The organism is Thermanaeromonas toyohensis ToBE, from assembly GCF_900176005.1.
Lineage (GTDB): Bacteria > Bacillota > DSM-521 > Neomoorellales > Neomoorellaceae > Thermanaeromonas > Thermanaeromonas toyohensis.
The window spans coordinates 227,541-252,886 of the sequence record NZ_LT838272.1 but is presented as its reverse complement, the minus strand read 5'-3'; the positions used below and the strand labels follow the sequence as shown (position 1 = coordinate 252,886).

General features: G+C 50.4%; 23 protein-coding genes. 2 read left to right on the top strand and 21 right to left on the bottom strand.

What is annotated here, in order from left to right:
* Positions 1-64: 64 nt before the first annotated feature.
* The 16 genes from B9A14_RS01315 to B9A14_RS17325 form a co-directional block, all read right to left on the bottom strand.
* Positions 65-1,333, bottom strand: a complete 1,269-nt coding sequence (locus B9A14_RS01315; RefSeq protein WP_084663279.1) for an SLC13 family permease — start codon at positions 1,331-1,333, stop codon at positions 65-67.
* A gap of 37 nt (positions 1,334-1,370) precedes the next feature.
* Positions 1,371-1,451, bottom strand: a complete 81-nt coding sequence (locus B9A14_RS18175; RefSeq protein WP_157110015.1) for a hypothetical protein — start codon at positions 1,449-1,451, stop codon at positions 1,371-1,373.
* 127 nt (positions 1,452-1,578) lie between these two features.
* Positions 1,579-2,775, bottom strand: coding sequence for an aconitase family protein (locus B9A14_RS01310; RefSeq protein ID WP_172839006.1), 1,197 nt, complete (start codon positions 2,773-2,775; stop codon positions 1,579-1,581).
* The gene (locus tag B9A14_RS01305; RefSeq protein WP_084663275.1) at positions 2,769-3,197 is read right to left on the bottom strand and encodes a 2-oxoacid:acceptor oxidoreductase family protein; all 429 of its coding nucleotides are present in this window, start codon (positions 3,195-3,197) and stop codon (positions 2,769-2,771) included. Before B9A14_RS01305 ends, B9A14_RS01310 begins: the two co-directional genes overlap by 7 nt.
* 79 nt (positions 3,198-3,276) lie before the next feature.
* Entirely contained in the window at positions 3,277-4,101 is an 825-nt protein-coding gene (locus B9A14_RS01300; RefSeq protein ID WP_084666989.1) for a thiamine pyrophosphate-dependent enzyme, read from the bottom strand.
* Positions 4,102-4,141: 40 nt separating this feature from the next.
* A complete protein-coding gene (locus B9A14_RS01295) occupies positions 4,142-5,308 on the bottom strand; it encodes a transketolase C-terminal domain-containing protein (RefSeq protein WP_084663273.1) in 1,167 nt (388 codons plus the stop codon).
* A 28-nt stretch (positions 5,309-5,336) separates the two neighbouring features.
* Positions 5,337-5,675 (bottom strand): 4Fe-4S binding protein, encoded by a 339-nt coding sequence (locus tag B9A14_RS01290; protein WP_197686542.1) that lies wholly within the window; start codon positions 5,673-5,675, stop codon positions 5,337-5,339.
* Between the two features lie 383 nt (positions 5,676-6,058).
* A complete protein-coding gene (locus B9A14_RS01285) occupies positions 6,059-8,002 on the bottom strand; it encodes a sigma 54-interacting transcriptional regulator (protein WP_084663271.1) in 1,944 nt (647 codons plus the stop codon).
* Between the two features lie 257 nt (positions 8,003-8,259).
* Entirely contained in the window at positions 8,260-10,116 is a 1,857-nt protein-coding gene (gene nuoF / locus B9A14_RS01280; protein WP_084663269.1) for an NADH-quinone oxidoreductase subunit NuoF, read from the bottom strand.
* Between the two features lie 107 nt (positions 10,117-10,223).
* On the bottom strand, positions 10,224-10,706 hold the full coding sequence (gene nuoE, locus B9A14_RS01275; protein ID WP_084663267.1) for an NADH-quinone oxidoreductase subunit NuoE: 483 nt from the start codon (positions 10,704-10,706) through the stop codon (positions 10,224-10,226).
* Positions 10,707-10,831: 125 nt separating this feature from the next.
* Positions 10,832-11,611, bottom strand: coding sequence for a formate dehydrogenase accessory sulfurtransferase FdhD (gene fdhD, locus B9A14_RS01270; protein ID WP_084663265.1), 780 nt, complete (start codon positions 11,609-11,611; stop codon positions 10,832-10,834).
* 79 nt (positions 11,612-11,690) lie between these two features.
* Positions 11,691-14,393: a formate dehydrogenase subunit alpha gene (gene fdhF / locus B9A14_RS01265; protein ID WP_084663263.1), complete on the bottom strand. Its 2,703-nt coding sequence runs from the start codon at positions 14,391-14,393 to the stop codon at positions 11,691-11,693.
* Positions 14,386-14,574, bottom strand: coding sequence for a hypothetical protein (locus B9A14_RS01260; protein WP_157109729.1), 189 nt, complete (start codon positions 14,572-14,574; stop codon positions 14,386-14,388). Before B9A14_RS01260 ends, fdhF begins: the two co-directional genes overlap by 8 nt.
* A gap of 71 nt (positions 14,575-14,645) precedes the next feature.
* Positions 14,646-15,809 carry a S41 family peptidase gene (locus B9A14_RS01255; protein WP_084663259.1) on the bottom strand — a complete coding sequence of 388 codons (1,164 nt, stop codon included), beginning with the start codon at positions 15,807-15,809 and terminating at the stop codon, positions 14,646-14,648.
* A gap of 72 nt (positions 15,810-15,881) precedes the next feature.
* Positions 15,882-17,276, bottom strand: coding sequence for a DUF1015 domain-containing protein (locus B9A14_RS01250; protein WP_084663257.1), 1,395 nt, complete (start codon positions 17,274-17,276; stop codon positions 15,882-15,884).
* Between the two features lie 67 nt (positions 17,277-17,343).
* Positions 17,344-19,215 carry an FAD-dependent oxidoreductase gene (locus tag B9A14_RS17325; protein ID WP_084663255.1) on the bottom strand — a complete coding sequence of 624 codons (1,872 nt, stop codon included), beginning with the start codon at positions 19,213-19,215 and terminating at the stop codon, positions 17,344-17,346.
* A gap of 209 nt (positions 19,216-19,424) precedes the next feature.
* On the opposite strand from B9A14_RS17325, the gene B9A14_RS01240 reads away from it, so the two are divergent.
* Together B9A14_RS01240 and B9A14_RS01235 are read left to right on the top strand one after the other, a co-directional pair.
* Positions 19,425-20,756 (top strand): TrpB-like pyridoxal phosphate-dependent enzyme, encoded by a 1,332-nt coding sequence (locus B9A14_RS01240; protein WP_084663253.1) that lies wholly within the window; start codon positions 19,425-19,427, stop codon positions 20,754-20,756.
* 189 nt (positions 20,757-20,945) lie between these two features.
* Positions 20,946-21,881 (top strand): C40 family peptidase, encoded by a 936-nt coding sequence (locus B9A14_RS01235; protein ID WP_084663251.1) that lies wholly within the window; start codon positions 20,946-20,948, stop codon positions 21,879-21,881.
* Positions 21,882-21,887: 6 nt separating this feature from the next.
* Here the strand turns inward: B9A14_RS01235 and B9A14_RS01230 are convergent, their stop codons facing one another.
* Genes B9A14_RS01230 through B9A14_RS01210 form a run of 5 tightly spaced genes read right to left on the bottom strand, consistent with a single transcriptional unit; the run spans position 21,888 to position 25,319 of the window.
* Positions 21,888-22,556, bottom strand: a complete 669-nt coding sequence (locus tag B9A14_RS01230) for a potassium channel family protein (RefSeq protein ID WP_084663249.1) — start codon at positions 22,554-22,556, stop codon at positions 21,888-21,890.
* 1 nt (position 22,557) lies between these two features.
* On the bottom strand, positions 22,558-22,977 hold the full coding sequence (locus tag B9A14_RS01225; RefSeq protein ID WP_084663247.1) for a potassium channel family protein: 420 nt from the start codon (positions 22,975-22,977) through the stop codon (positions 22,558-22,560).
* 19 nt (positions 22,978-22,996) lie between these two features.
* Positions 22,997-23,554, bottom strand: coding sequence for a universal stress protein (locus B9A14_RS01220; protein WP_084663245.1), 558 nt, complete (start codon positions 23,552-23,554; stop codon positions 22,997-22,999).
* Positions 23,551-23,769: a hypothetical protein gene (locus B9A14_RS01215; protein ID WP_084663243.1), complete on the bottom strand. Its 219-nt coding sequence runs from the start codon at positions 23,767-23,769 to the stop codon at positions 23,551-23,553. The genes B9A14_RS01220 and B9A14_RS01215 overlap by 4 nt, the downstream gene beginning before the upstream one ends.
* Positions 23,766-25,319 carry an APC family permease gene (locus tag B9A14_RS01210; protein ID WP_157109727.1) on the bottom strand — a complete coding sequence of 518 codons (1,554 nt, stop codon included), beginning with the start codon at positions 25,317-25,319 and terminating at the stop codon, positions 23,766-23,768. Before B9A14_RS01210 ends, B9A14_RS01215 begins: the two co-directional genes overlap by 4 nt.
* Between the last annotated feature and the right edge of the window lie 27 nt (positions 25,320-25,346).

Below are 25,346 nucleotides of genomic sequence, written 5' to 3'. Positions count from 1 at the left end.
GCAGACTACTACCTTTAAGTTTGCCCAAGCCAGTTTTCTTTTTCCCCGGCGCATCTTTAACTTTTTACGGCAACCGCAAGACTGTAAAGGCTAGCCAGCTTATCACCGCTCCCACTACTGACATGGATAAGCCCCAGATAAGCATATCCCGGAAGAGCTTTTGCTTGTTGGTCTTCTCGCCCGCATTGGCGTAAAAGATAGCGCCAGTGGTAGAAAGGGGGCTAAGATCGGTAAGGAAGCCGCAAACCACAATAGTAGAGAGCAAGGGTATGAGCTCTGTAGAAGGGGCCCCGACCTTCTGTAGCAACATGGGAGCCATAGGGATGAAAGCTGGTAAAATAACACCTATAGTGCTAGCGTAAGCAGAGATCAGCGCAGCCAGGAAACCCGTGACTAAGGTAAGGGTGAAGGGTGTGGAAACACTAGCTATAATTCCGGCAAAAAGATCCATACCACCGATATTCTTCATCAGCTCGATAAGCACCGTAACGCCGCATACAAATAAGATGGTACCCCAGGGCATTTGCTTAATGGCTTTACCTTCATCAGCTATCTTAAATAGAGCGAGGATAGTACCGATAAGGAAGCCGCCCAGTCCTACATCCATCTTAAAGAAGAGGGCGCCTATAACGAACACTAAAATGGCTATGAAGGTTATCCACTGGTTGCGGGTAAAGGGCTCGATCTCTAAGTTAGCCAGGACCTGCCGCTCGCCGGTATCTTTAGCCTTCCATAGTTTTAGCCCTCCATAAATGATGTAAGCTAACACAGATACAATAAAGTGCCCCAGGAGCTGGTTTAGCCACAAGACACCGCTTACTCCAGAAAGGCCCATCTTGCTAGTTAACCCTGCCGTTATAACCCCCGCCGGAGCGATAGGCGACATAGCGCCAGCCTGCCCACCGTTTCCCACTACAATGGCCATAAGCAAGGGGCTGATACCTACTTCCTCCGCCAAAAGCATGGCCATGGGTGCCATCAAGGCAGCAATGGTTATTTGGCCTGGGCCCATGGAGGAAAGGGCAAAGGCGAGGAAGAAAAAGATAATGGGAAGGATAGCTACATTACCCCGTACACCCTTTATAGCGTACTTAACAATTTTTTCTAAAGTACCATTCACCTGGGCTAAGGCGAATAAATACGTAGTACCAGCTAGCATCAAGAATATATTCGTGGGGTACCCTTTGATTATCTCGGCTATTTTAACACCACCTAGATAATGCCCCACAAGAAGGGATAATCCCAGGGACATGGCGCCGATATTCAGAGGAAAAATACAGCTAATAACAATTACAAAAATCAGGGCTAACAAAGAAATTACAGGCACCGACATCCTCTATAAAGTCCCTCCTTAATGTTTAGATTAAAATTTACCTTAAAAAATTTACTTTAAAAACCAAGCAACCTATTAAACCGTAAAACCCCCTTCTCTCTAAAATTCCCCTCCTCACCTCCTTGCTTTAACCTTACCTTCACTATTGGGATGAACCCTTGAACAGGTTAAGCCTTTTACCCCCTGGACCGATGAACCCTTTCACCAGAGCTCATACCCTGTAGGCACAATAAGCTAATCTTTTGCTACCCTGGACTAACGAGGTACCCTACGGCAGCCGCTGCTCCTACCGCCCGGGGAGAAGCCAAGTAGATCTCTGCCGTACTAGCACCCATACGACCAGGAGTATTCCGTACTGTAGCAGCCAAAACCCGATCTCCTGGAGCTAAAAGCCCTAAATGCTTACCCGGACACGGTCCGCAACCCGGTGGAAGTATTAGGGCACCTTGCTCCCGTAAAATTTGGGTCAAACCCTCCCTTTCCATAGTAGTTAAAATCTCCCGAGAAGCCGGAGTAACTAGAAGGGTTACATTCTTATGCACTGTATGTCCAGCAAGTCCTAAGAGCAATTCCCTTATATCTTCCAGCCGTCCACTGGAGCACCCACCTACTACCCCCTGGCTAATGGGCAACCCCTCGAGTTCTTCCAAGGGCCGTACGTTAAAAGGGGAAGGTGGGCAAGCTACTAGGGGCTTAAGGTTGCTCACCTCTACCTTCAGTTCAGGCTCCCTTCCCACCTCTACTTCTTCTGGTGGTATCACTAACCCCGTCGTTGCACCTGTTTCCCCTATAAGGTTACATAAAGCCATCTGGCTAGCGGTACTTAAAGTCCACACCCCTTCTCCTTGAAAGACCAAAGCCGCCCCTTGGATTCTTTCGCGGTCTAAATTCCTCAATACTTCTAGGGCTAAATCCCGTGCTGTTACCCCCGCTGGCAGGCGGCCCCCAACTTCTACCGTATATACCGGAGGTACCCGTACTAACAGGTTACCGGTTAAAAGCACTTCTACTAATTCTTCGGGTTTAACGGTAAAGGCTAAGGCGCCAAAAGCCCCGGACGTAGCTACATGGCCATCAGCACCGGCTATTATCCATCCCCGCCGGGGAGTAAATTGTTCCGCTACTACCTGATGAAGAACTCCTTCACCTCGGGCTAATACATATATATTTTGTTCCCGTCCAAACTCTAGAAGACGCCTGTGCAACTCCCGCGCTTCTACAGTAGGGGCCGGTAAAAGATGATCTAAAGTAAACACAGTCTTTTGGGGGATGCTTACCTTACCACCCGGAGGCCAATGGGTGAGCACCTTCTCCGCTGTCCCGTCATGCCCCAAAGCTAGATCTACTGGTACCTTAATAACTTCGCCGCTTTCTACCTTTTCCCGGCCAGCAGCTACAGCTAATATACGGTGGATGAAATGCATAGCCTGAAGCCTCACCACATGTTACAAGTTAACAGTCCGGCTAAAGCCTGCCATAAACTCGCCTCGCGCTCTTTAAGCTCTGCACCGGGAGGTAATTCTAACGAAAGGAATCTATAACCCCCCATCCCGGCTACTTCTTGGGACAGCCCAGCAGCTATTACTACTCCTCCTTTTTTAAGCCCCTGGGTAACATCGACAACGTTAAAAAGGCTGTTATCCAGCACCACTACTATATCGGGTGTAGTCTTATTCGAGGAACGAGTGTAAATGAAAGTATCGCTGATTCTAACCGTAGTATGCAAGGGCGCTCCCGGACGGAAAGCACCGAAGTTTTCAAACACCTGAACATAATATCCCTGTTTTAAGGCCTTCTCCGCTATGGCCATGGCCCAAGGTGTAACTGGCTGGCCATAACGGCCGTGAAAACGTATTTCTATCATCCTCCTGCCTCCCTTAAAAAGAGCCTCCGGTGTTATCCACTAACTTTGAGGTAGACTTTTGCAACTATAGGGATGGAGGTTAAAGAGCACCTTCCCCTCCTGACAAGTTGGTTAAAAAGCCTGCCTCTACCTGGAAGAAAGCTAAATCCTCTTCACTAAGAGTACGGAAGCGTTGCTGCCTGAGGAGGTATTCCCGCACTGGTACCCGGCGCTCCGGGATTACGGTGACCCGTCGCTCCCCCGCCCTAATTTCGTATAGTTCCCAGAGACCGCATTCCACCGCTAGCCTAGCCATTTCTACCGTCTCCTCTTCCTTTATTCCCCAGCCACGGTAGCAGGGAGCCAGGACGTGAATATAACGGAAACCTTTGATTTCTTTAGCCCGTTTGAGTTTGTCTATGAAATCTTGCGGATAGGCGATAGAAGCCGTAGCTAGATAGGCTGGCCGGTGGGCAGCCATGATGGCCAGCATATCCTTATGCCGTGTCGTCTTGCCGGAAGGCGTATCAGGAGTCCAAGCCCTAAAGGGTGTAGTCCCCCCTGCCTGGCCGCCAGTATTCATATAACTTTCGTTATCGTAGCAGACGTGTATTATATCCTCCTCCCGTTCAGCAGCACCAGTTAAGGATTGAAATCCGATGTCCGCCGTCCCGGCATCTCCCGCCCAAGAAACCACGTTTACCCCCTTTATTCCCTGCACCTCTAAAGCCGCCCGGATACCAGAAGCCACCGCTGGAGCGCACTCAAAAAGGGAATGGTAGAAGGGGATACGCCAGGCGGTCTTTAACCCTGACCCCCCTATAGTGGCCATACAAGAGGCGGGTATCACAATAATAGTACGCGGACCCAGGGCCTCCATAGCCTGGCGCACAGCAATAGCCGCCCCGCATCCGCGGCAACCCATATGTCCCCCTGTAAATAAATCCACTTTAAGCTACCTCCTGTTACTCTATTCCATACCACTCGTAGGATACAGGTTCCTGGTTGGCTTTAACTTTTTCCTCTACTCTCTTGTAGATGCGGATTACATCTTCTAAAGTTACATCCCGGCCACCGAGACCGGCAATGTAACTATAGACAGAAGGTCCTGGGGCTAGCCCGTACAGAGAAGCCCGCACCTCCCTAGCCAAGGCTCCTCCCGAACCGTAAACAATGTTTTTATCCAAAACCGTTACCGAGCGAGCCTCCCTTAAAAGGAACCGCACTTCCTCCCTGGGGAAGGGGCGGAAGGCCCGTACCTTTAACAGCCCCACTGGTAAACCCTCTCCCCGTAGAACATCTACCGCTTCGCGGCATGTGCTGGCTAGCGATCCCATGGTAACGAAGATATGCAGTGCACCTTCCAACTGGTAACCCTTTAACGTTCCCCCCCAGCTCCGGCCAGTTAATTCAGCATAAGCAAGATCTAGCTCACGAAGCACTCCCGCAGCATCCTGTAGGGCCTTATCCTGCTGGTACTTATAGTCCATATACAAGTCGGGCCCGGTGACTACATTTACTGCTTGCGGGTTATTAACATCTAGAGCCGGCCGGCGGTATAAAGGTAAAAATTTATCTACATCTTCTGCAGCCGGAACCTCCACTACTTCGCGGGTATGGGACTGAATATAGCTTTCATAATGCACCATTACCGGGAGTCTCACCCGTTCATCCTCCGCTAGGCGATAAGCTTGGATTAAAGTATCTAGAACCTCTTGATTGTTCTCACAAAAGAGCTGTATCCACCCACAAGCTTCCTGGGCTACCGCATCTCCATGATCAGGAAAACGGGTATGGGGTGCTGCTAAGCCCCGGTTCACTACAGCCATAACTATGGGCAGCCTGAGCCCCGAGGCATGGTATAATACCTCGCTCATATAGGCTAAACCCTGGGAGTTGGTGATAACCAGGGGTCTGGCACCTGCCAGGGCTGCGCCTACAGCGGCAGCCAAGGCGCTGTGATCAGATTCTACCCGGATGAACTTAGCCTGAAGAGTCCCTTCGGCAATAAAACGGGTGATCCGTTCCATGGCTGGTGCGGCTGGAGTGATAGGGTAAGAAGCAAGAACTTCCACTCGCACAAGCCGCGCCGCCATAGCAGTAGCTTCGTTCCCATCTAGGAGCTGCCGCATCTATTCTTTTCTCCCTTCCCCTATACCTTTATCCCAGCAATCCCTTGGGCCCTGTATATTCAGCTACCATATGCAGAGCATCCTTCTTACATTCATGGGCACAAATGCCACAACCCTTACAAAAATCCAAGTTTATTTCCAATTCATGCTCCTTTAGCCTTAAAGCTCCCTCCGGGCAAAAGTACAAGCACTCACCGCAAGCGTTACAACGTTCCCGGATTATCCGGGGATATCTTTCGCGCCAAGTAGCCGCCACCGGCTTTAAGGCCATAGTCCCGGGTGGAGCTGAAGGGACTACAGGGAGATTCTTTAAAGCCAAGGCTATCCTCCCTTCTAAAATTTTACAGTCCCGTCCTTTTCCTGGCATCTTGCGTATCTGCTTACTTCGTATTTGTTCCTAAATTCGTATCTCTCCGTAACCATAGTCATCTCTATCCATAAGGATCTATGCAAGAAATGTGCCAGATCTATAGCTTTTTATTCCCTTATAGTCCTAAAGCCAAAACCGGTAAGAAAAACAAGGCTTCGGCCTAAAAAGCAAAGTAAACTTGCCAATAAACTGGAGAAGTCTTTTGTTACATTATTGCAACGGAAGATACATCGATGTAACGTTACAATAATCTATAATCTATCCCTCTTTTTATCCCTCTTTTAGCCCCGCAGCTAAAGTTGCGGCCGGTTTAGCTTCTTTCTTATGCCCGAAGGGTTTTTACTAAAACTTCTAGTAACAGTTAAAGCGAAGCTAATTATTTAACCCTTCTTTAATTTCCTCCATAAAGTGGTCCGGCTTATACCTAGCCGACGGGCAGCTTCCGCTTTGTTTCCCCCTGTTTCCCAAAGTACCCTCTCAATTAACCCGCGCTCTACTTTTTTTACCTGTGCAGTCAAAAACACATGCCCTGAGCAAGAGCTACTCTTTATAGGCTGTGAACCCCCTTCATCCTTTTCCGTACCTCCGTTCTCCTTCATTTTCTTCCCAGTTTCCAGCTCCAGCGCTTGAAGTATTTCTTTAGCCCCGATCTCACCGCCATGGCATCTTAGGGCCAGGCGCTCCATAGTATTACGTAGCTCTCTAATATTCCCCGGCCAAGGATAAAGCAAAAGCTCCCGGCAAGCCTCTGGAGTAAGTCTTGCCACTGGCCTTTTTAAACTGCGACAAAATTCCTCTAGAAAATGCTGGGCAAGGAGGAGAATATCTGTCCCCCGTTCCCTTAAAGGAGGCAAAGTAAGATTCAGCACATTAATCCGGTAATACAAATCCTCCCGGAAGGCCTGCTCACGGACCATAGCCTTGAGATCCCGGTGGGTGGCAGCGATAACCCGCACATCTACAGGAATTACGCGATCATCACCCAGCCGCATAATCTCCCCTTCTTCCAAAACCCGCAGGACCCGCGCTTGCAAGCGTGGAGACATTTCTCCAATTTCATCTAAGAAAATGGTCCCTCTATGAGCTAGCTCAAAAAGGCCCGGTTTCCCCCCTTTACGCGCCCCGGTAAAGGCGCCCTCTACGTAGCCGAAAAGCTCGCTTTCCAGGAGATTCTCGGGTAGGGCTGCACAGTTTACAGCCACAAAGGGTCCCTGCCGGCGGGGGCTAGCTAGATGCAAGGCATGGGCGAACATCTCTTTCCCAGTACCTGTCTCCCCATAAATCAGAACTGTAGAATTAGTAGCCGCGTATTCTTTGGCCAGGCACACAGCTTCCAAAAGGGCCGGGCTCTGACCCAAAATATCTTGAAAGGTATATTTGGCTACATGCCCTCGGCCAGATAACATGCGCCGTACCTTATGCTCTAAGTTTTGGAAGCTACTTATGTTCTGAAAAGTAGTAACTACACCCACTGTCCTCCCGTCCACCACTATAGGTACCATATTGGCCACGACCCTGGTGTTGCCGATTTCCAAAATCTCGCCTAGCTCAGGTTTGCCCGTTTGGAGAAGAAGGTGAAATTTTCCTTCGGGAATAACTTCGGTCACAGGCCGGCCAATGGCCTCCTCAGCCCGCCAACCTGATAATTTCTCTGCCACTGGATTAAATACAGTAATACGGCCCTCTTCATCTAAGGCGAGAATTCCATCATAGGTAAAGTCTAGTATTGCTTTTAACTGCTCTGAACGCCGCTTTTCCTGCTGGCGTACCTGAAGAACCCGCTGGGCTTCCTTTAAGGCCTGGTATACTGTCTCCTTGCCCGAAGTTATTATGACACTGTTAAGGCCAAAGTTGCGGGCTTCCTTGGCCATGGCGATTTTACCTATGACCACTTCCGCTCCAGCCTCTTTTACAGCCTGGATCCCCCGCCGGATATCTTCCCCCTGATCCTTAAGGGTATATTTGATGAAAGTCTCCCCTAATATATTCTCTAGGCTTTCCAGGCCCTGGATGACATCGGGAATATCTACAATCCCGATAGGCCCGCCGAACTGTTTAGCCTGGTAATAGGCCCGCAGGATATCATAGCCACCGATAGGGACATCTACCACTGGTAGATCCAGGCCTGACTGTTGGATAAGCCAAGCTGTTACGCCGCGACTCACCACCACCTGGCAACCCTTCCGCGCTGCCTCCTGGGCAGCTTTAACTCCCTCTTCCATCCGTGCTACATATATATCCAATTCCAATCCCAACTCTTGGCTCACCTGACGGGCTACGTGAGCCAAATCTTCATAAGGAGCAATAAAGGCTATTTCAGCCACAACCAGCCCTCCCCTTTGTAAGATTACTATGTTACAGAGATGTAACATGGGTAATACAAGGTAATATTAAATTTTCGTTTTTTCCTTTTCTTCCCCTGCCGGCAAAAAATAGGCGGAGGTTAAAAATCGGTTACCCCCGCCTATTTTTGACCCATATCTTTTGCCCGATATTTTTATTTAACCTCTTTGTTAGCACTCTGCCTCCCCTGTGCTTTCCTGCCTTTCCCCCAATACCTGTCACCACTGTATACTTTTCTTTATACTTTCACCACAGCCCCAAACTTGCACTTTTCTAAGCAGCTTCCGCATTTGATACAACGAGAAGTATCAATATGGTGGGGTTGCTTCCGCTCACCATTTATAGCGCCCACCGGGCAAGCTACCCGGCAAGCACCGCAGCCAGTACATTTATCTTCTAAGATGGAGAAGACCAATAAGGCCTGGCACACATGGGCTGGACAGCGCTTATCCCTAATATGGGCCTCATACTCGTGGCGGAAATACTGAAGGGTAGAAAGTATGGGATTAGGGCAGGTTTGCCCTAATCCACACAGGGCTGTATTCTTGATCACCCGCGCAAGACGCTCTAAAGTATCCAAATCTTCCATCCGGCCTCGGCCTTCGCATATACGGGTTAAGATCTCTAGCATCCTCTTTGTCCCTTCGCGGCATGGGGTACACTTGCCGCAGGATTCCGCCTGGGTAAAGTTTAAGAAAAAGCGGGCCACATCCACCATACAGGTATTTTCATCCATGACCACCATACCGCCAGAGCCCATAATGGCGCCCGCGGCAGTCAAGGATTCATAATCCACCTGGAGGTCAAGCTTCTCCTCAGGCAAGCATCCTCCAGATGGGCCGCCTATCTGCACGGCTTTAAATTTCCTGTCTTCCTGGATACCTCCGGCTATCCCGAAGATTACTTCCCGTAGGGTAATACCCATGGGCACTTCAATAAGGCCGGTCTTCTTTACCTTTCCAGTCAAGCAAAAAACCTTGGTACCCTTGCTTTTCTCCGTGCCCATGGAGGCAAACCAATTCCCACCCCGCCGGATGATAAAAGGCACGTTGGCGTAGGTCTCCACATTATTGATGTTAGTGGGCTTACCCCAGAGCCCTTTTTGGGCTGGGAAAGGAGGCCGCACTCTGGGCATCCCCCGCCGACCCTCTATGGAGGCCAGAAGGGCCGTTTCTTCTCCGCAGACAAAAGCCCCCGCTCCAGCCTTAATATGGAGATGGAAGCTAAAACCGGAATCTAAAATATTATCGCCCAGGAGGCCGTGGGCTCTAGCTTTAGAAATAGCTCCTCGTAACCGTTTAAGGGCCAGGGGATATTCAGCCCGGCAGTAAATATATCCCTCATCAGCACCAATAGCGTAAGCCGCAATGGTCATACCTTCAATGACCGAGAAGGGATCCCCTTCTAAAACGCTCCGATCCATGAAGGCCCCCGGATCCCCCTCGTCCGCATTACATACTACATACTTTTTATCTCCCGGCGCATTACGGGTAAAGCTCCACTTAAGGCCGGTAGGGAATCCAGCCCCTCCCCGCCCCCTTAAACCCGAAATCTTAATTTCTTCGATAACCTGTTCCGGGGTCATCTGGCTTAAGACCTTCTCTAGCGCCTCATACCCACCTGTAGCTATATATTCCTCTAAGCTTTCCGGGTCCGTAAGTCCTAGCCGGGAAGTGACCACCCTCACTTGCTGGCGAAAGTAAAGGCTATCCTCCATGCGGGGTATACCTGGATAAGGCTCTGCCCCATCCGTAACCTGAATCAGAGCCCATTCTTCGACTGGCTGGCCAGAACCCACATGAACCTCCAGGAGCTTGCCCACTTTAGCTGGGGAAATATCACCATAAAAAACCCGAGGTTTACCCGGTAAGGCCACCTCCACAATGGGCTCGGCGTAACACATACCCACACAAGAGGTGAACCCTACATCTAAATCTAATCCTCGCCGCTGGGCTTCCTCTCTGATACTCGTAAGGACCTTTTCCCCCCCAGCTGCTATACCACAGGTGCCCAGTCCCACAGTCAACCTAGGCTTAAGTTTTTGCTTTAAACGCGCTTCCTGTATAGAGGCACGCCATTCAGCCAAGCTTCTCACCTTTATCCCCTCCCGCAACCCAACACAACACTAGCGGTAAATCCTCCACATTAGACATCTAAAATGAGCATCCCTGCGTTAATGCGCATGGTGTTCTCCAACTTTACCTATTTGTATTTCTCTAGAATTCCGGATACTTTTTCGGGGGTTAGTCTCCCGTAGGTATCCTCGTTTATCATCATCACCGGTGCCAGCCCGCAGGAGCCTAGACAAGCCACCGTCTCTAAGGTGAAACGCAGGTCAGGGGTAGTTTCGTTACGTCCCACACCTAAAGCTTGAGATACAGCCTCGAACACCCGTGAGGCACCTCGAACATGGCAAGCCGTACCTTGACAGATGCGGATAACATTACGGCCACGGGGTTTAAGATGAAACTGGGCATAGAAGGTAGCTACCCCAAAAACTTGGCTAAAGGGGATTTTTAAGCGTCGAGCTATTTCTCGCAGGACCTCCGCCGGGAGATACCCGTAAATTTCTTGTGCCTCCTGGAGCAAAGGAATGAGGGCCCCCCGCTGTCCTGCGTAACGCTCAAAAGCCCTCTCCAAAGCCTCCCTCTTACCTTCTTCCTGATGGCAGTTGCAATTGCTCAAATTTTTGTCACCTCCTACTTTCTTCTCCCCAAGGGCTTGCCCATACCTACACTATAAAGCCAGCATAGCAGGTTCCAGCCTGGTCGGCCCTAAGCTCCTCGCGTTGTCCCTTTTTTCTAAATCCTTTAAAGCACCCGCCACGCATGGCTATAAACCTTAAACCTTTTCCCGCGCACAAATCCCACAATGGTGATCCTCAAAAGGTCAGCCAGCCATACAGCATAATCGCTGGGCACTGACAGGGAGACTACAAAGGGGAACCGCATCCTGGCTACTTTGTAAAGTATCTCCGAGGAAATACGCCCAGTAGTCAGGAGGAGCTTATCAGAAGTCTCTATTCCTTGCCGCAAGGCACAGCCCACCACCTTATCCACGGCATTATGCCGACCTATATCTTCCCGTAATATCAAGATCCCCTTGTTGGGGGAAGCCAGGGCTGCACCATGGGCCCCTCTAGTCTTATGGTACAAAGTACCCTTTATCTCCAGCCCCATTACAAGCTGGGTAAGGGCAGCAGCCGAAACTTTTAGGGGAGAATCCACTTTAACTTCGTAGATGCAGTCCTCCTGCCTTCCCCGCCAGGTAATGTAATGCCCGCAGCCGGAAGTGAGCCAAGCCACCCCGCTACTGTTATCCTTTAACTCGCCCTTTATTCTTGCTTCAGCCCGGTTTCCTGTTATTTTAAGTTCTGTTATATCCCTAAGATCTCCAATGATCCCTTCAGAATATAGGAATCCTACCACCAAATCCTCCATATCTGTAGGGGTACATAGGAGGTTCACCAGGCTTTGGCCGTTAATTATGACTTCTAAAGGGAATTCAGCAATAACAGCATCCTCGGCCTTTCGCGCCTCCCCTCGTTCAAAGAGGGTAACTACCAGGTCGCTATAGGGGGCCTCCTTCATCCACCCCAAGGCTCCTTTTTTTAAACTATCTCTTCACTTTAAAACCTATTTTTCTCCTACATTAAATTTCTTTTCGCCTTTAGGCTAGCTTTCTTACTTTCACAGCACAAGCTTTATATTCAGGTATCTTGGCCACCGGGTCTAAGGCAGCTATGGTCAAGAGGTTAGCAGCTGCCTCCCAGAAGTGGAAGCTCATGAACACTACCCCTTTAGGCACACGTTCAGTCACTCTGGCTCGAACTTTCACCCGCCCGCGGCGGGAAATTAACTCTACCATTTCGCCCTCCCGTATCTCTAAAGAAAGAGCATCCGCTGTGTTTATCTCCACCTCGGGTTCAGGGCATATTTCCTCTAAGCCTTTAGCCTTCCGGGAGATAACCGTATGATAGTGATAAAGGAGACGGCCCGTAGTAAACAAGAAGGGATATTCTTCATCCGGCTCTTCGGCCGGCGGCCGGAAATGTACCACGTGGAAGCGGCCCTTTCCCCTGGTGAACCTTTCTTTATGCAAAATGGGCGTGCCGGGATGATCTGGAGAGGGTACCGGCCACTGTAGTCCTTTTTCTTCCAACCGCCCATAAGTTATACCGGCATAGCTAGGGGTGAGCTGGGCTATCTCCCGCATCACATCTTCTGGTGATGAATACTGGTCCTGACTTCCTAGCCGCTTTAGGATCTCGCATAAAATAACCCAATCAGCCCTAGCCTCTCCTGGCGGCTCAACTGCCTTGTGCATAAGTTGCACCCGCCGCTCTGTATTGGTCACGGTCCCTTCTTTCTCAGCAAAGGCTGCTCCAGGCAAAACAACATCCGCCAAGCGGGCTGTCTCCGTCAGGAATATATCCTGGACCACGAGGAACTCTAGATTCCGTAGGGCTTTCTCTACATGGGATACATCGGGATCCGTCAAGACTGGATTTTCACCCAGGATATACATCCCTTTGAGCCGCCCTTCCTCTGCTGCCCGCATCATCTCTACCACTGTAAGCCCTGGTTCAGCCGGAAGCTCCTCTACCCCCCAGGCTGAGGCGAATTTCCGGCGAACCTCGGCATCCGTCACTGGCTGGTAGCCGGGCAAAACGTTGGGTAACCCCCCCATATCGCAGGCGCCCTGGACATTATTCTGCCCACGTAAAGGATTAACTCCGCTACCTTCCTTACCTATATGCCCACAAGCCATGGCCAGATTGGCCAGGGCCATCACATTAGCTGTACCGGTCACATGCTGGGTAATGCCCATGGCGTAAAGTATGCTGGAACGTGGGCCCCGCGCATAAGTCCTGGCCGCCTCGATAATATCCTGGGCTGGGACGCCAGTAACCTCTTCTACTTTCTCTGGAGTATATTCCTCTAAAGCTACCTTTACCTCCTCAAAGCCTTCTGTCCGCTCCCCGATAAATTTCTGGTCATAGAGCCCTTCTTTCACAATAACATGCAAAAGACCATTAAGAAGGGCGAGATCTGTACCCGGCCTTTGCCTGAGCCACAAGTAAGCCCAATCTACCAGCTCTATATACCGGGGATCCGCAACTATAAGTTTGGCCCCCCGGCGGACAGCTTCCTTGACCTTAAGGGCGATAACCGGGTGATTCTCCGTGGTGTTGCTACCAATGATAAAGATGCAATCAGCCTGGGCTATATCCGCTATGGAATTGGTCATAGCCCCGCTACCAAAGGCGGTTGCCAGACCGGCAACCGTAGAGGAGTGTCAGAGACGGGCACAATGATCAACGTTATTAGTGCCCAACACCCCCCGGGCTAACTTCTGCAAAAGATAATTCTCTTCGTTGGTGCACTTAGCCGAGCACAAGAAGCCTAAGGCATCAGGTCCATAATATTCCTTTATCCCTTTAAGCTTCTCTGCTACCAAGCTTAAGGCTTCTTCCCAACTTGCTTCCCGGAAACGACCGGAACCCCTCTCTCCTTCTCGGATTAAGGGACGAGTGAGCCTATCTGGGCTGTGGATATAATCGAAGCCAAAGCGGCCCTTGACACATAGCCACCCGTTATTCACCTCAGGGTTCTCATACCCCGTAATCTTGACCACCCGGCCGTCCTTAACATACAAGGTTATATTGCATCCTACACCGCAGTAGGAACAAATACTACGCACCTTTCTAAACTCCCATTCGCGCCCCTGCCAGAGGCGCTCCTTCTCAATAAGGGCACCTACCGGACAAACCTGCACACAATTCCCACAAAACACACAATCTCCGGATTCTCTTAAAGTGACATCCAGGGCCGGGACCACCCGGGTATTAAAGCCCCGATAAGCAAAATCTATAGCACTCCTGCCTTGCACCTCCGCGCAGGCCCGTACACACTTGCCGCACAGGATGCATTTGTTCATATCCCGGATAAAGAAGGGGTTGTCCTCTTCCAGGGGATACGTATGCCGTTCCCCTTCGTATTCCCCTCCCCGCACTCCATACAGGTAAGCATAATCCTGCAGGCGGCAGTCACCATTCCTACTACAGGTCAAGCAATCCTGGGGATGGTTAGCAAGTAGAAGGGAAAGTATCTCCTTTCGGGCTTCAATCACAGCCGGAGAAGCTGTCTCTACCACCATGCCCTCGGCCACCATTGTTACGCAGGAAGCAGGTAGACCACGCATACCCTTGATCTCTACTACGCAAAGCCGGCAACCACCCCAAGGGGAAAGCCGGTCGTCCTGGCAGAGGGTGGGAATAAAAATCCCTGCCCTTCTCGCCGCTTCTAAGACTGTAACGCCCTCTGGTACAGTAATTTGTTGTCCGTCTATAGTCAATGTTACTTCAGCCACCTGGGATTCTCACCTCCAGGAGAAATAAATCCTTACAACAATTTATCATAAGCCGGACAGAAATCGCAATAATTTTACGCAACCTTAAATCTTTTACAGCTAATTTGTCCCTTAAAATCACATGCTGCCTCTTCCGCCTTTCCAGCTCAATAACGCAGGAAGGCCGAACCTCCTGAGCCACACACAAAAACCCTATGCTAGGAAGTCCCTATATCTTCCCCCATGGCAAGTCTTACTAAGGATCATCCCTTTTTACGCCGCGGGTCTTTCCTGCTTGAGTAACAAATCCCGGGCATATCTAAATTGCTCCTCACGGTCTTCTATCTCCTTATCAGGCTTAAGCCCCTGGGCCTCGATCTCCCGGCCCGCCGGGGTAAGATAATGGCCAGTAGTAAGTTTTAAAGCCCCGCCGTTGCTTAAAGGTATAATACTCTGGATACTACCTTTACCATAGGTACGGGTGCCTACGAGATAAGCTAAACCAGCATCCTGCAAGGCACCAGCCAAAAGCTCCGCTGCGCTAGCCGTATCCTTGTCCACCAGGACCACCAGAGGTAAATCCAATCCTGGACCAGCCGAGCGTAATATCTCCACCTGGCCAGCCTTATTTACTACCTGGGCCACTGGAGCTCCCGGAGGTAAGAAGAGGGAGGCTACTTCTACAGCGGCCTGCAGGTACCCACCGGAATTGCCTCGGAGGTCCAGTATTATCCCCTTAACCCCAGAAGCCTTAAAATAATCCAGAGCCCGGGCAGCTTCCTCTGGCATCCAAGTGGTAAAGGAAGTTAAGCCTAGGTATCCGAGCTGGCCATCTAAAGCCTGAGCTCTAACTACCTGCTGACGCAAAAACTCGCGTTTTAAAGTAAAGGTTCTGGGTACCCCTTCCCAAGGCCAGGCTATCTCCAAGAGCACCTCGGTACCTACTTCTCCTTGTAAAAGCCCTTTCACTTCCTCTAGGGTGCGCCCCTGTACAGGTTGACCATCAATTTTAAGAAGCACCCCTCCTGGCCTTAAACCCTGCCTTGCCGCCGGAGAAGAAGGGATAATTCCTACAATGGTAAAGATCCCTCCTTCCTCTTGTAAGACCAGGCCTACCCCTGAATACTCCTGTTCCAAAGCTTTCTGGTAAAGCTTTATCTTCTGAGGGCTAAAATATTCGCTATAAGGATCCCTTAAGCTTTCTAGCATCCCCTGAATAGCTCCTTCTTCCAGGGCATAAGGGTCTATCTCGCCGGCATAGTGTTTCTCTATTAGCTCTCGGACTTCAAAGAGCAGGGGCCAGAAAGAGTCCCCCTCTCTGGCCAAGGCCGGGGCAGGCCTTCCTAAAAGAAAAGCAAATAAGAAAGCCATTAACGCAGCTCCAAGGATAAAGGTAAATAGCCAATCTTTCCCCTTAGCCATAAATTTCTTGGGCATAAATTATAAAAACCTCCCTTCCGAATAGCAGCCCTCCCTTAGCTATTCGGCAAAAGGAGGTTTTTCCCTTCTTTATTCCTCCAGGCTATTAATCACCAGCCCAGTAATGAGCTTAGGGTAAAAATAGGTGGACTTTTGAGGCATCTTCTCGCCAGCTTCGGCCACAAGTTTGACTTCCTCTACCCGCGTGGGATTTAAGAAGAAAGCCAACTGGTACTCTCCGCTATCCACAGCCCGCAAGGCCCCTTCTTCTTCACGGGTATAGGCTAAATGTTTCTCCTCGGCTCGTTCCACCCCACCGATACCTAAAAGTTTTTCCAAAATAAGGCAGTGGAGAACCGATACATCTAATCCCTTCCAAGCTAGCGAAGGTCCTGGGGGCATGAGAGAAGAAAGGTCTCCTTCCTCCCGCAGCGTAAGAAGATAGAGACGGCCCTCACCACAGTAAAGACCGAAGGCATGGCCATGGGGCATAAAGCATGGGGACTTAAAAAGCTTTTCTTCGGCGACCCCTTCGGGTAGGAGCCCCCCCTTCTCCTCCATTTTCTTTAGGAACTCGCTAAAATTGCTGTAGTCGGGAGCTAAGGAGAAAGGCTCTATGGTAAAATGTTCTTTAATTCCTTCCAGTAAACTGTCTTCATCCAAATTTTCTAGGTTGCGGACCAGGCGATGGGTAGGTAAGATCACGAGCCCAGGATCGTAAAGATTAACTAAGGTCATCAATACATAATCATAAGGACGCTCGCCTGTGGAGAAGCCTTCCTGTTCCCTCCTCTCCCTTTGATAGGCCAGGGCTGTTTCATAACGGTGATGACCATCAGCTATGAAAATACGCTTAGGAGCCAGGAGCTCTTCGACCTGATTTAAAACCCAAGGATCCATAATCACCCACAGGCGGTGAACCTGGCCGTCTTCATCTGTAAACTCTACATCTGGCCTTCGGATGCCCCCATCATAAGTTAAGGCTCTGCGCAAAACTTCCTCCACTTGCCTTTCCGGATCCATATAAAGCCCAAAGATAGGGCTAAAATTGGCCTCGCAGGCCCTAAGCAAAGCTAAGCGATCCGCCTTATGCCGGGGGAGGGTCTCTTCATGGGGCAATATTATCCCTTTCTTATAGGGCTCCAGTTTAACCCGGCAAATAAGCCCGGTACGTGTAAGCCTAGATCCCTTAATGGTAAACTCCTGCTCATAAAGATATAAAGCAGGCTGGTCCTCGGGTACCAGCACTTTATCTTCCCGCCAGGCCTTAAAATAGGCAGCAGCCCGGGTATAACGGTTATTTTCTTCTGTATCCTCGGGGTAAACCTTGCCGTATTCTAAGCGGATAATGTTATAAGGGTGACGGCGATAATACTCTTCTTGGGCAGCCGCATCAATAACATCATAAGGTGGGGTTACTAAACGGTCCAGGGGACCAACCCCAGGAGAATACCGCCACCCCCGGAAGGGTTTTATCTCAGCCATGCTTTAAGATATTTTCACCTGCCTTTTCTGCTGTTAGGGGTCTTTAGCATCCTTTACCTGCCTTAGCCTAAAGAAACTCCTTGTCTACCCGCGCCCCATATTTTTCCACTAAGATTCTCCGTATCTCGTCTATCTCCCCAGGTCCCCAAGTAGCAGGATCTATACCCTGCTCTACAGCATAAGCTGCCGCGACCCCGGCCGCATCACCCAGCACAGCCTGGTTGGGCAGAACCCTTAGCTCAGCCCAGGCCAGGGAAGAAATGCTTGCAGCTACCCCCGGTACCAGGAGGTTACTAAAACGAGGGCTCAAGATAGCTTCAAAGGGTAGGTACACTGGATTTTCCGGCCGCGCCGTTGAACCGGGCAAGCTCTGCCCAAAATCGGGGCGTAAGTAAGAAATTACGGGCCAGCGGAAAGCCCCATCCTCCCCTTGCAAGTCCTCAAAACGGTAGCCATTTATGTCCAGCCAATAAAACCCTAAACCTATACGGTTTACATAATTATCAGCATCTGCTCCCTCTCCCGGTCCCCGCCCAGCCAAGTAAACTTCTAGGGCAGTAACTGCATAATCGCCATCCCCAGCCTCCTTGCCTACCCCCCCTCCTCGCCGGAGCTGGTGCACAGTCTCCCGGAGGTAAAGGATATCGCCTGTAACCGGCTGCCCAGTAGAATCTTTCACCAGATCCGCTTCTTCAAATCCCGGAAACTGCCGTAAGGCGTGTATAAAGTCGGGCTTAAGGAGAAGTTGCCTTGCTGCCACCCAGGCCTCATCGGTTTCCAGGGTACCGGGTAGCTTGTCTAGGGGATAACGGCTGCTTCCTCGGTCCCGGAAGTGGGCCCGACCGTCCACATTAAAGATAAGTAAACTGTTAACCCACCATTCAGGGCTATCCCGGCCGTCCTGGGCAGCATTTAAGGGCTTAAGGGCAAAACCCTGAGGGCCATAGGTTTTGTTGAAGTGGGTGACTACTGGATTCTCCCTGTAGGTACGTAGGCCTCCATAAGCACCCCACACACCCTGCGGGCTCCGGATAAAAACCATATCTTTATAAAGCCCAGGCCGCACACCCTTTACCTTAAACATTAAGGTAGCAGCTTGCTGGCGAGCTACCCTGTTAGTCTTACCTGGAGAAATACTAGGAGAAAGCTCCTGATACCCCCCTAACTGTAAAATCCTTTCCCTAAAAACCCTCCCTACTGCGTCTTTAGTAAAAAGTTCTATCCAGTTTCGGGGAAATCCCAGCTTTTCTGGTAGCAAGTAACCTGCCGCCTCTTCCTTCCACCTAGAAGCGGAAGTACCTAGAGGGTCCTCTACCTCTGGCAGTAAAACGGCAGGCCAATCAGCACGGCCTACGGTCACACCGCTACCGCTTAAGAAACTCAAACGGCCATCTTCAGAAGCATCGATAAATTGCTTGGCCTTAAGTAACTTCTCCTTGCCCTTCCAGTGCACATACCCTTCCGGGCCCCGTTCCAGGGAGCGGAGGGCTAAAGCCCTAAGCCGTTCCCCTTTAGCATCGGCATATACGGCCGTGATGTCTAGGCCCCAAAGGGTTACAAGATTAGGTAGCTTCTCTAATTCTTTAGCTATAAGCTTCGCCAGCTCGGCAGGGCTGTAAAAGGGCCCTGTATGATAAAACCAATGAGCAAAGCTTCCACCCTGAGGTAGCCGGCCATCCCGGGACCAATAACGCACATCCCAGAAATTCTGCCCCCCTACTGTAGCTAAACCGCCGTACTGCCGCGCTATATAGGGCACCACCAGCGCTACACGCTTATCAGAGGCAAATGAGGCGGCTTTCCAAGCGGCAGCGCAGGCCGCCAATCCTCCACCATATATTACAATATCCACGTGCTCGGCTCGTTTTATCTCGTAAAGCAACCGGGTAGCCGGCCAGACAAGCTTTGCGGATAGAATAAAGCCTAGAACGAGCAGCAACCCTACCGCTATTATAATCCTTTTCTTCGTTATTCCAACTACTTTCTCCCCACCTTTCTACTCATTTTTAGAAATTCGGCCGCTAACGCTTACCTTTAGTGATTTGCCAGCCCTTTAATTTTACCATAAAAATAATAGACATGGCTTAAAAGCTAAAGTAAAATGAAATTATCGGTCAACTTCTTAAGAGAGAGGAGAGCCTAGAGGAGATGAGCCAAAACTTAATACCCCGCAAGTGGTACAACATCCAGGCGGACCTCCCTAAAAGACCTGCGCCGCCTTTAAACCCCGCTACAGGAAAGCCTATTAAACCCGAAGAACTAGCCGTCATTTTCCCGGAAACCCTTATCGAGCAAGAGATGAGCACCCAGAGGTGGATAGACATCCCCGAAGAAGTCCTAAATCTATACGCCCTCTGGCGGCCTACACCCTTGCGTCGGGCCCGGCGGCTGGAGCAGTTTTTGGAGACACCGGCCAAAATATTTTACAAGTATGAGGGTACAAGCCCTGCTGGAAGCCATAAATTGAACACTTCCCTAGCCCAAGCCTTTTACAACCGCCAGGCGGGCATAAAGCGCCTGACCACCGAGACCGGAGCTGGGCAGTGGGGTACAGCTTTAAGTATAGCCTGTCGTTTCTTCGGCCTAGATTGCACAGTTTATATGGTAAAGATAAGTTACCAGCAAAAGCCCTACCGGCGCTCTTTTATGCAAGTGTATGGTGCCGAGGTCATACCCAGCCCCAGCAACCGTACAGAGGCTGGCCGCAAAATCTTAGCCCAGGACCCAGACTGCTTGGGGAGCTTGGGTATAGCCATAAGCGAAGCTGTAGAGGATGCTGCCACTCATAGAGATACCAATTATTCCTTAGGGAGCGTATTAAACCACGTCCTTCTCCACCAGACCATCATAGGCCTGGAGGCCAAGGAGCAGTTTAAGCAAGAAGGCCTCTATCCTGATGTAGTGATCGGCTGCCACGGCGGGGGCAGCAACTTCGCCGGACTCTCCTTCCCCTTCCTTATGGATGTGTTTGCAGGCAAAAAAGTAAAAGTTATAGCTGTCGAGCCCGCCGCCTGCCCCACCTTGACCAAAGGTAAGCTAGCCTATGATTACGGCGATACCGTGGGGTTGACCCCACTGCTTGAGATGTATACCCTAGGCCATTCCTTCGTCCCGCCTGGTATCCATGCTGGAGGCTTGCGCTACCACGGGGCAGCGCCCCTGGTAAGCCGCCTTTATGCCGATGGGTTAATTAAAGCCCAAGCTTATCATCAAAATGAGGTCTTCGCTGCCGCTGTCCTCTTCGCCCAGCAGGAAGGGATCCTTCCTGCCCCAGAAAGCGCCCACGCTGTCAAGGCTGCCATAGATGAAGCGATGAAATGTAAGGAAACTGGGGAAACTAAAACTATCCTCTTCGGCCTAAGCGGGCATGGCCATTTTGACTTAAGCGCCTACGAAGACTATTTTGCTGGCAAGCTCCAGGACGTAGAATACACTCAAGAGATGCTTGAGCAAGGCCTGGCCTGCCTGCCCAAAGTGTAACGCTTAAGCCCAAGGCAAAGGTGACGCTTAAAAGCATCTTCCACTAAGCCCCACCTGCCCTCAAAAAACCTAGAAGAACACTTAGGGGTAAGCGAGCCACCTACCAAAAGGCTATAAAGGAGCAAAATGGGTTAGAGAGGAAGCCGACCGCTCCGTTTGGGTATTCTAATAATGAGGTGATAAACAATATTGGCACGCCGTCCTTTAAGTTTATTCATCTTACTTGTGGCGGTCGCCTTAGCGGGAGGTTACTTTTTAGGGTATAATAAAGCGCTAAGGCTGCCGCCTTTACTTTTGGAAAACCCAAGGAAGGAACGGCCTGTTCCCCAAGCCAAAGGCTATTATGTGGGGATCGCGGTGGCCGACGTTCGCGCTGAAGCTAACACCGAGGCAGAACTAGTTACCCAGGCCCTCCTGGGCGATGAAGTTAAGGTATTATCTAAAGGAAACAGCCAGTGGCTCAAAGGCCAGGTACCGGATGGGTATATCGGGTGGCTTAAAGCCGGCGAAGTGATAGAAGATATACCCCCAGGAGGAAAACAACTAGCGGTTGTCGCTGTCCCCTTAACCAAGCTTTATCAGGAGTCGACGACCACGGCACCCGTGATGGGGGAAGCTGTGCTGGGTACAGATCTCCCCCTAGTAAGCCAGAAGCCGGGCTGGGTAGAAGTCTGGATTCCTGGCCGTAAAACAGCTTGGCTATTGAGACAGGATGTGGAGATCTGGCCTCAAGGAAGACCTACAGATCAGCGGAGCGGCCTTGACGTGGTGAAAACAGCAGAAAAATTGCTGGGTGCACCTTACCTCTGGGGCGGCGTAAGTGTTTATGGTATCGACTGTTCGGGGTTAACCTACATCTCCTACTTTATAAACGGCATTAAGCTTCCCCGGGATGCCGACCAGCAATTTGAGGTGGGCCTGAAGGTAGAAAGGGCAGAGCTTCGCCCTGGAGATTTGGTCTTTTTCAACACCGAAGGCTCGGGTTCAGTTCCTACCCACGTAGGCATATACCTTGGCGATGATAAGTTTATCAACTCCCGCTCCCGCCAGGGCGTAGTCATAAGCTATCTCTCGGAGCCCCTCTTTGCCCAGGGCTACCTGGGTGCCAGGCGTTACCTGCCGTAGTATATTTTACTCTTCAACCTCGCCCACCAAAGCCCGCCGTAAGGCCTCGGCTTCGCTAGTCACCGTAATGGCTATAATGTGGTCACCGGGCTGCAAAACCACATCACCCCTGGGAAAAATGAGCTCATCCTCCCTCAAAACTGCTAAAAGTAAGGAGCGTTCGGGCAGAATAAGATTCTTGATAGCTACATGGGCAGCAGGAGCTCCTGGAGCGAGCCTTACATCCACGAACTCAAATTCGCCGCCTTTTAAGGTGAGCAAAGGTACTAGCCCGCATATATTTACTTCTTGCAACATAAGGTGATATATCAGACGAGTACTGTTAACCAGGTTATTTATCCCTAAAAGGCGGAAGGTGTCCTCATTTTGGGGATAATTAACGCGGCCTATGACTCGCCGTATCCCAAAAATGTCCTGGGCCAAGCGGCAGATAAGGATGTTATCCTCATCCGAACCGGTGACCGCAGCCAGTATACTAGCTCGCTTAGCCCCGGCTGCCTCTAAAGTACCTACCTCAGTAGCATCGCCATGTACCACTATATCTCCCAGATGATCCTCTAGCCAGCGGCAGCGCTGGGAATCTTTCTCTATAAGGGTAACTTCGTGCCCGTTCTTAAGCAAGGTAAGGGTTAAATTATAGCCTACTTTCCCTCCGCCTGCGACAATCATGTACATCTTAAGCCTTGCCTCCTTGGGATTGATCTCCTATTAAGCTCAAGATATACTCTACTCCTGCGGTAGTAGGGCAGAAGATAGCTAACCCTTTTTTTCGATAAACTTCCGCAGCTTCCGGATCATAAAGGCGGGCCACCACCCGAGGTATCTTGTACTTCTCATGGGCTATCTCCGCCACTACCAGGTTGGTGCTGTCCTTATCGGTGGTAGCGATAACCACATCCGCTTGGGAAATATTAGCTTCTTCTAGCACGCCCAGATCTATACCTACGCCTTTAACCATCTCCCCCGGGAAATCTGGACCCAATCTTTCTAACGCCTCCGCTTTAGAATCGATCACAGTTACTTGATGACCAGAGTTCGCCAAAATCCTGGCTAAACGGCTCCCTAAACGGCTACAACCTACTATAAGAACGCGCATACCTATCCTTTTCTCCTCCTTAAGCAGGTAATTTATCGATCACAACCTCGCAGTTGGCATATTTAAGAAGCCATTCGGGCGTGCGGGTTAAAGGAATGTGTTCCCCCCGCGGTGGCCGGACCCCCATCACTACCATATCGGCTTCTTCCTCTTTTACAGCCTCTAGGATCCCGCTACCTGCTGTGCGGGCCCGCATGATACGCGAACGATAAGGCAAATGGTGGAAAGCTACTATCTCTTGAGCCTGCTTCAGTATATGGTGCGCCTTTTCTTCCGCCCCGGGAAGGGCAGCACCCAGGGGGAGGGTAAAAGGTACTTCTAAAACATAAAGGAGCACTATTTCCGCTTTCTGTTCTGCTCCTAAGCGGGTGGCCAGCTCAATAGCCCGCCGGGAATAATCAGTATCTACCACGGGTACTAGTATGCGGCGTATAGCCTGCACTTCGCTTGTTATACGAGCTACCTCATAAGGTACCACAGGAGGTAAATGGAGCATCCACCAAAGGAGGGAGCTCATGCTAACCACAAAAATCAAAGCTAGTAATGCGCCTAAAGGATGGATGGACACGGGGGTCACCGTTCATCCCTCCTCAACATTTTCCAAGAACGGAAATATCGCCAGATAAAGTACAAACGGTAAAGGCTAAAGGCCAGAAAAGTTCCCCCCACTATCCAGGGAAAAGTAGGCATAAGGGTATGAGCACGTAAAAGTATAGTTATCCCTATACCTAGGTAGGCCAGAGTAGCGATCACTTGATAATAATCACGCCACGTAAGGGGGCGGGCGTTCACGCCTGGGCTACCTCCTTTTTCCTCCGTTCCCGGAGGGCTAGCTTATATCGTTCCAGGAGTTCATATTCTTCGGCGCTCTCCAAAACCCTCATCTGCTCAGCCTCCCAATCACGCGGTATACTACCTAATATAGGGAGGCCATGCTTCCGGCGGTACCAGGCATAAAACAAAAAGCTTAAAACAACCCAAGCTGGGCCAGCTATCCTTCCTATGGCATGGGTAAGGATAACTTCAAACAAGATAAGACTTACCCCCAGCATCCCCAATACTCCCAAAATAGGAAACTCTACTATCCGGTTATGATACCTCACCTTAATGTTAAAGGGCACTTTATAGGGCCGGGGTGAATAAGGATCTGAGAAGCGAAGCTTAATCAGGGCTATAAACACTAGAATATACCCTGTGGTGGCCCCAAAGGCATACATATTGCCTAAAGTATCCATGGCATTAGGGGTAAGAAAGGAAAGGATTAACTGCACGACGCCAATGAGGGAAAAGACCAGTATGGTCCGGTAAGGAGTGCGGAAGCGCGGGTGCACAGCATTAAACCATTCCGGGATAAAATGGAACTGGCTCATAGAGTAGGTGAGGCGGGAAGCGCTCATCACCCCTGAATTGGCAGAAATTAAAAGGATGGTAGCACCGAGCAAGGCAGCAAAGGGCCCGGCGATGACACCGATAAAGGGAATAGCATGGGCCAGGCGCGCCACAGGGTCACCTATAGCTTCCGCCAGTTCCTGCCAAGGCAAAACCCCTAGGCTCATGGTAGAAAAGGCAGTGGCAAAAATAAATACAGTGAAAATCAGGGTCACCGAGGTCCGGGGAACTATGGTGGCTGGCCTCTTGGTCTCCTGGGCAGCCTGGGAAATAGATTCTAGCCCTACAAAGGAAATTATGGCTAGGGAAGAGCCATACATAAATTCCTTAAGGGTAGGAAACTGGGTGTGCCACTGGTAAGCCAAGAGCTCTGGCTTCCAGGCAAAAAGGAAGCCAAATACGATGATGCTAGATTCTGTAAGGATATCGATAGCTCCTAAGATCTCATTAAGCAGGGAAGATTCCCGGATGCCTCGAATGTTAAGCCAGATAAGGAAGGCTACCAAAAGAAGGGATTCTGCCATCCAAACTAAGTTTACCTGGTGGAAGGGACCTAAGCTTACCGTTAAGTCTTTAACATCCACGTTAAAAAGGTAAGGAACAAAGAAATTAATATACCCGGCCGAGGCGGCAGAAAAAAGGGCTATATCGATAGTATAATCCAAAAGCAAGGCTGAACCGGCTACAAAACCCCAGAAATCCCCTAGCCCCCGCAGGGTAAAATACTGCCCTCCCCCAGCTACCGGGTAAGTAGCGGCAAGCTCAGTATAGGCCAGGCCGATCATTATATATACTAACCCTGCCAGGGCAAAAGCCAGAACACTTGCGCCTTTAGCCCAAAGCATCACTAACCCTAGGGCTGCATATATATCCGCTCCCACATCAGCATAACCCCACATAAAGGAGCCCCACACAGATACATCTCGCCTTAACTCTAGTTTAGTTTCTTCCATCGCACCCATAAGCCAAAACTTTATTTC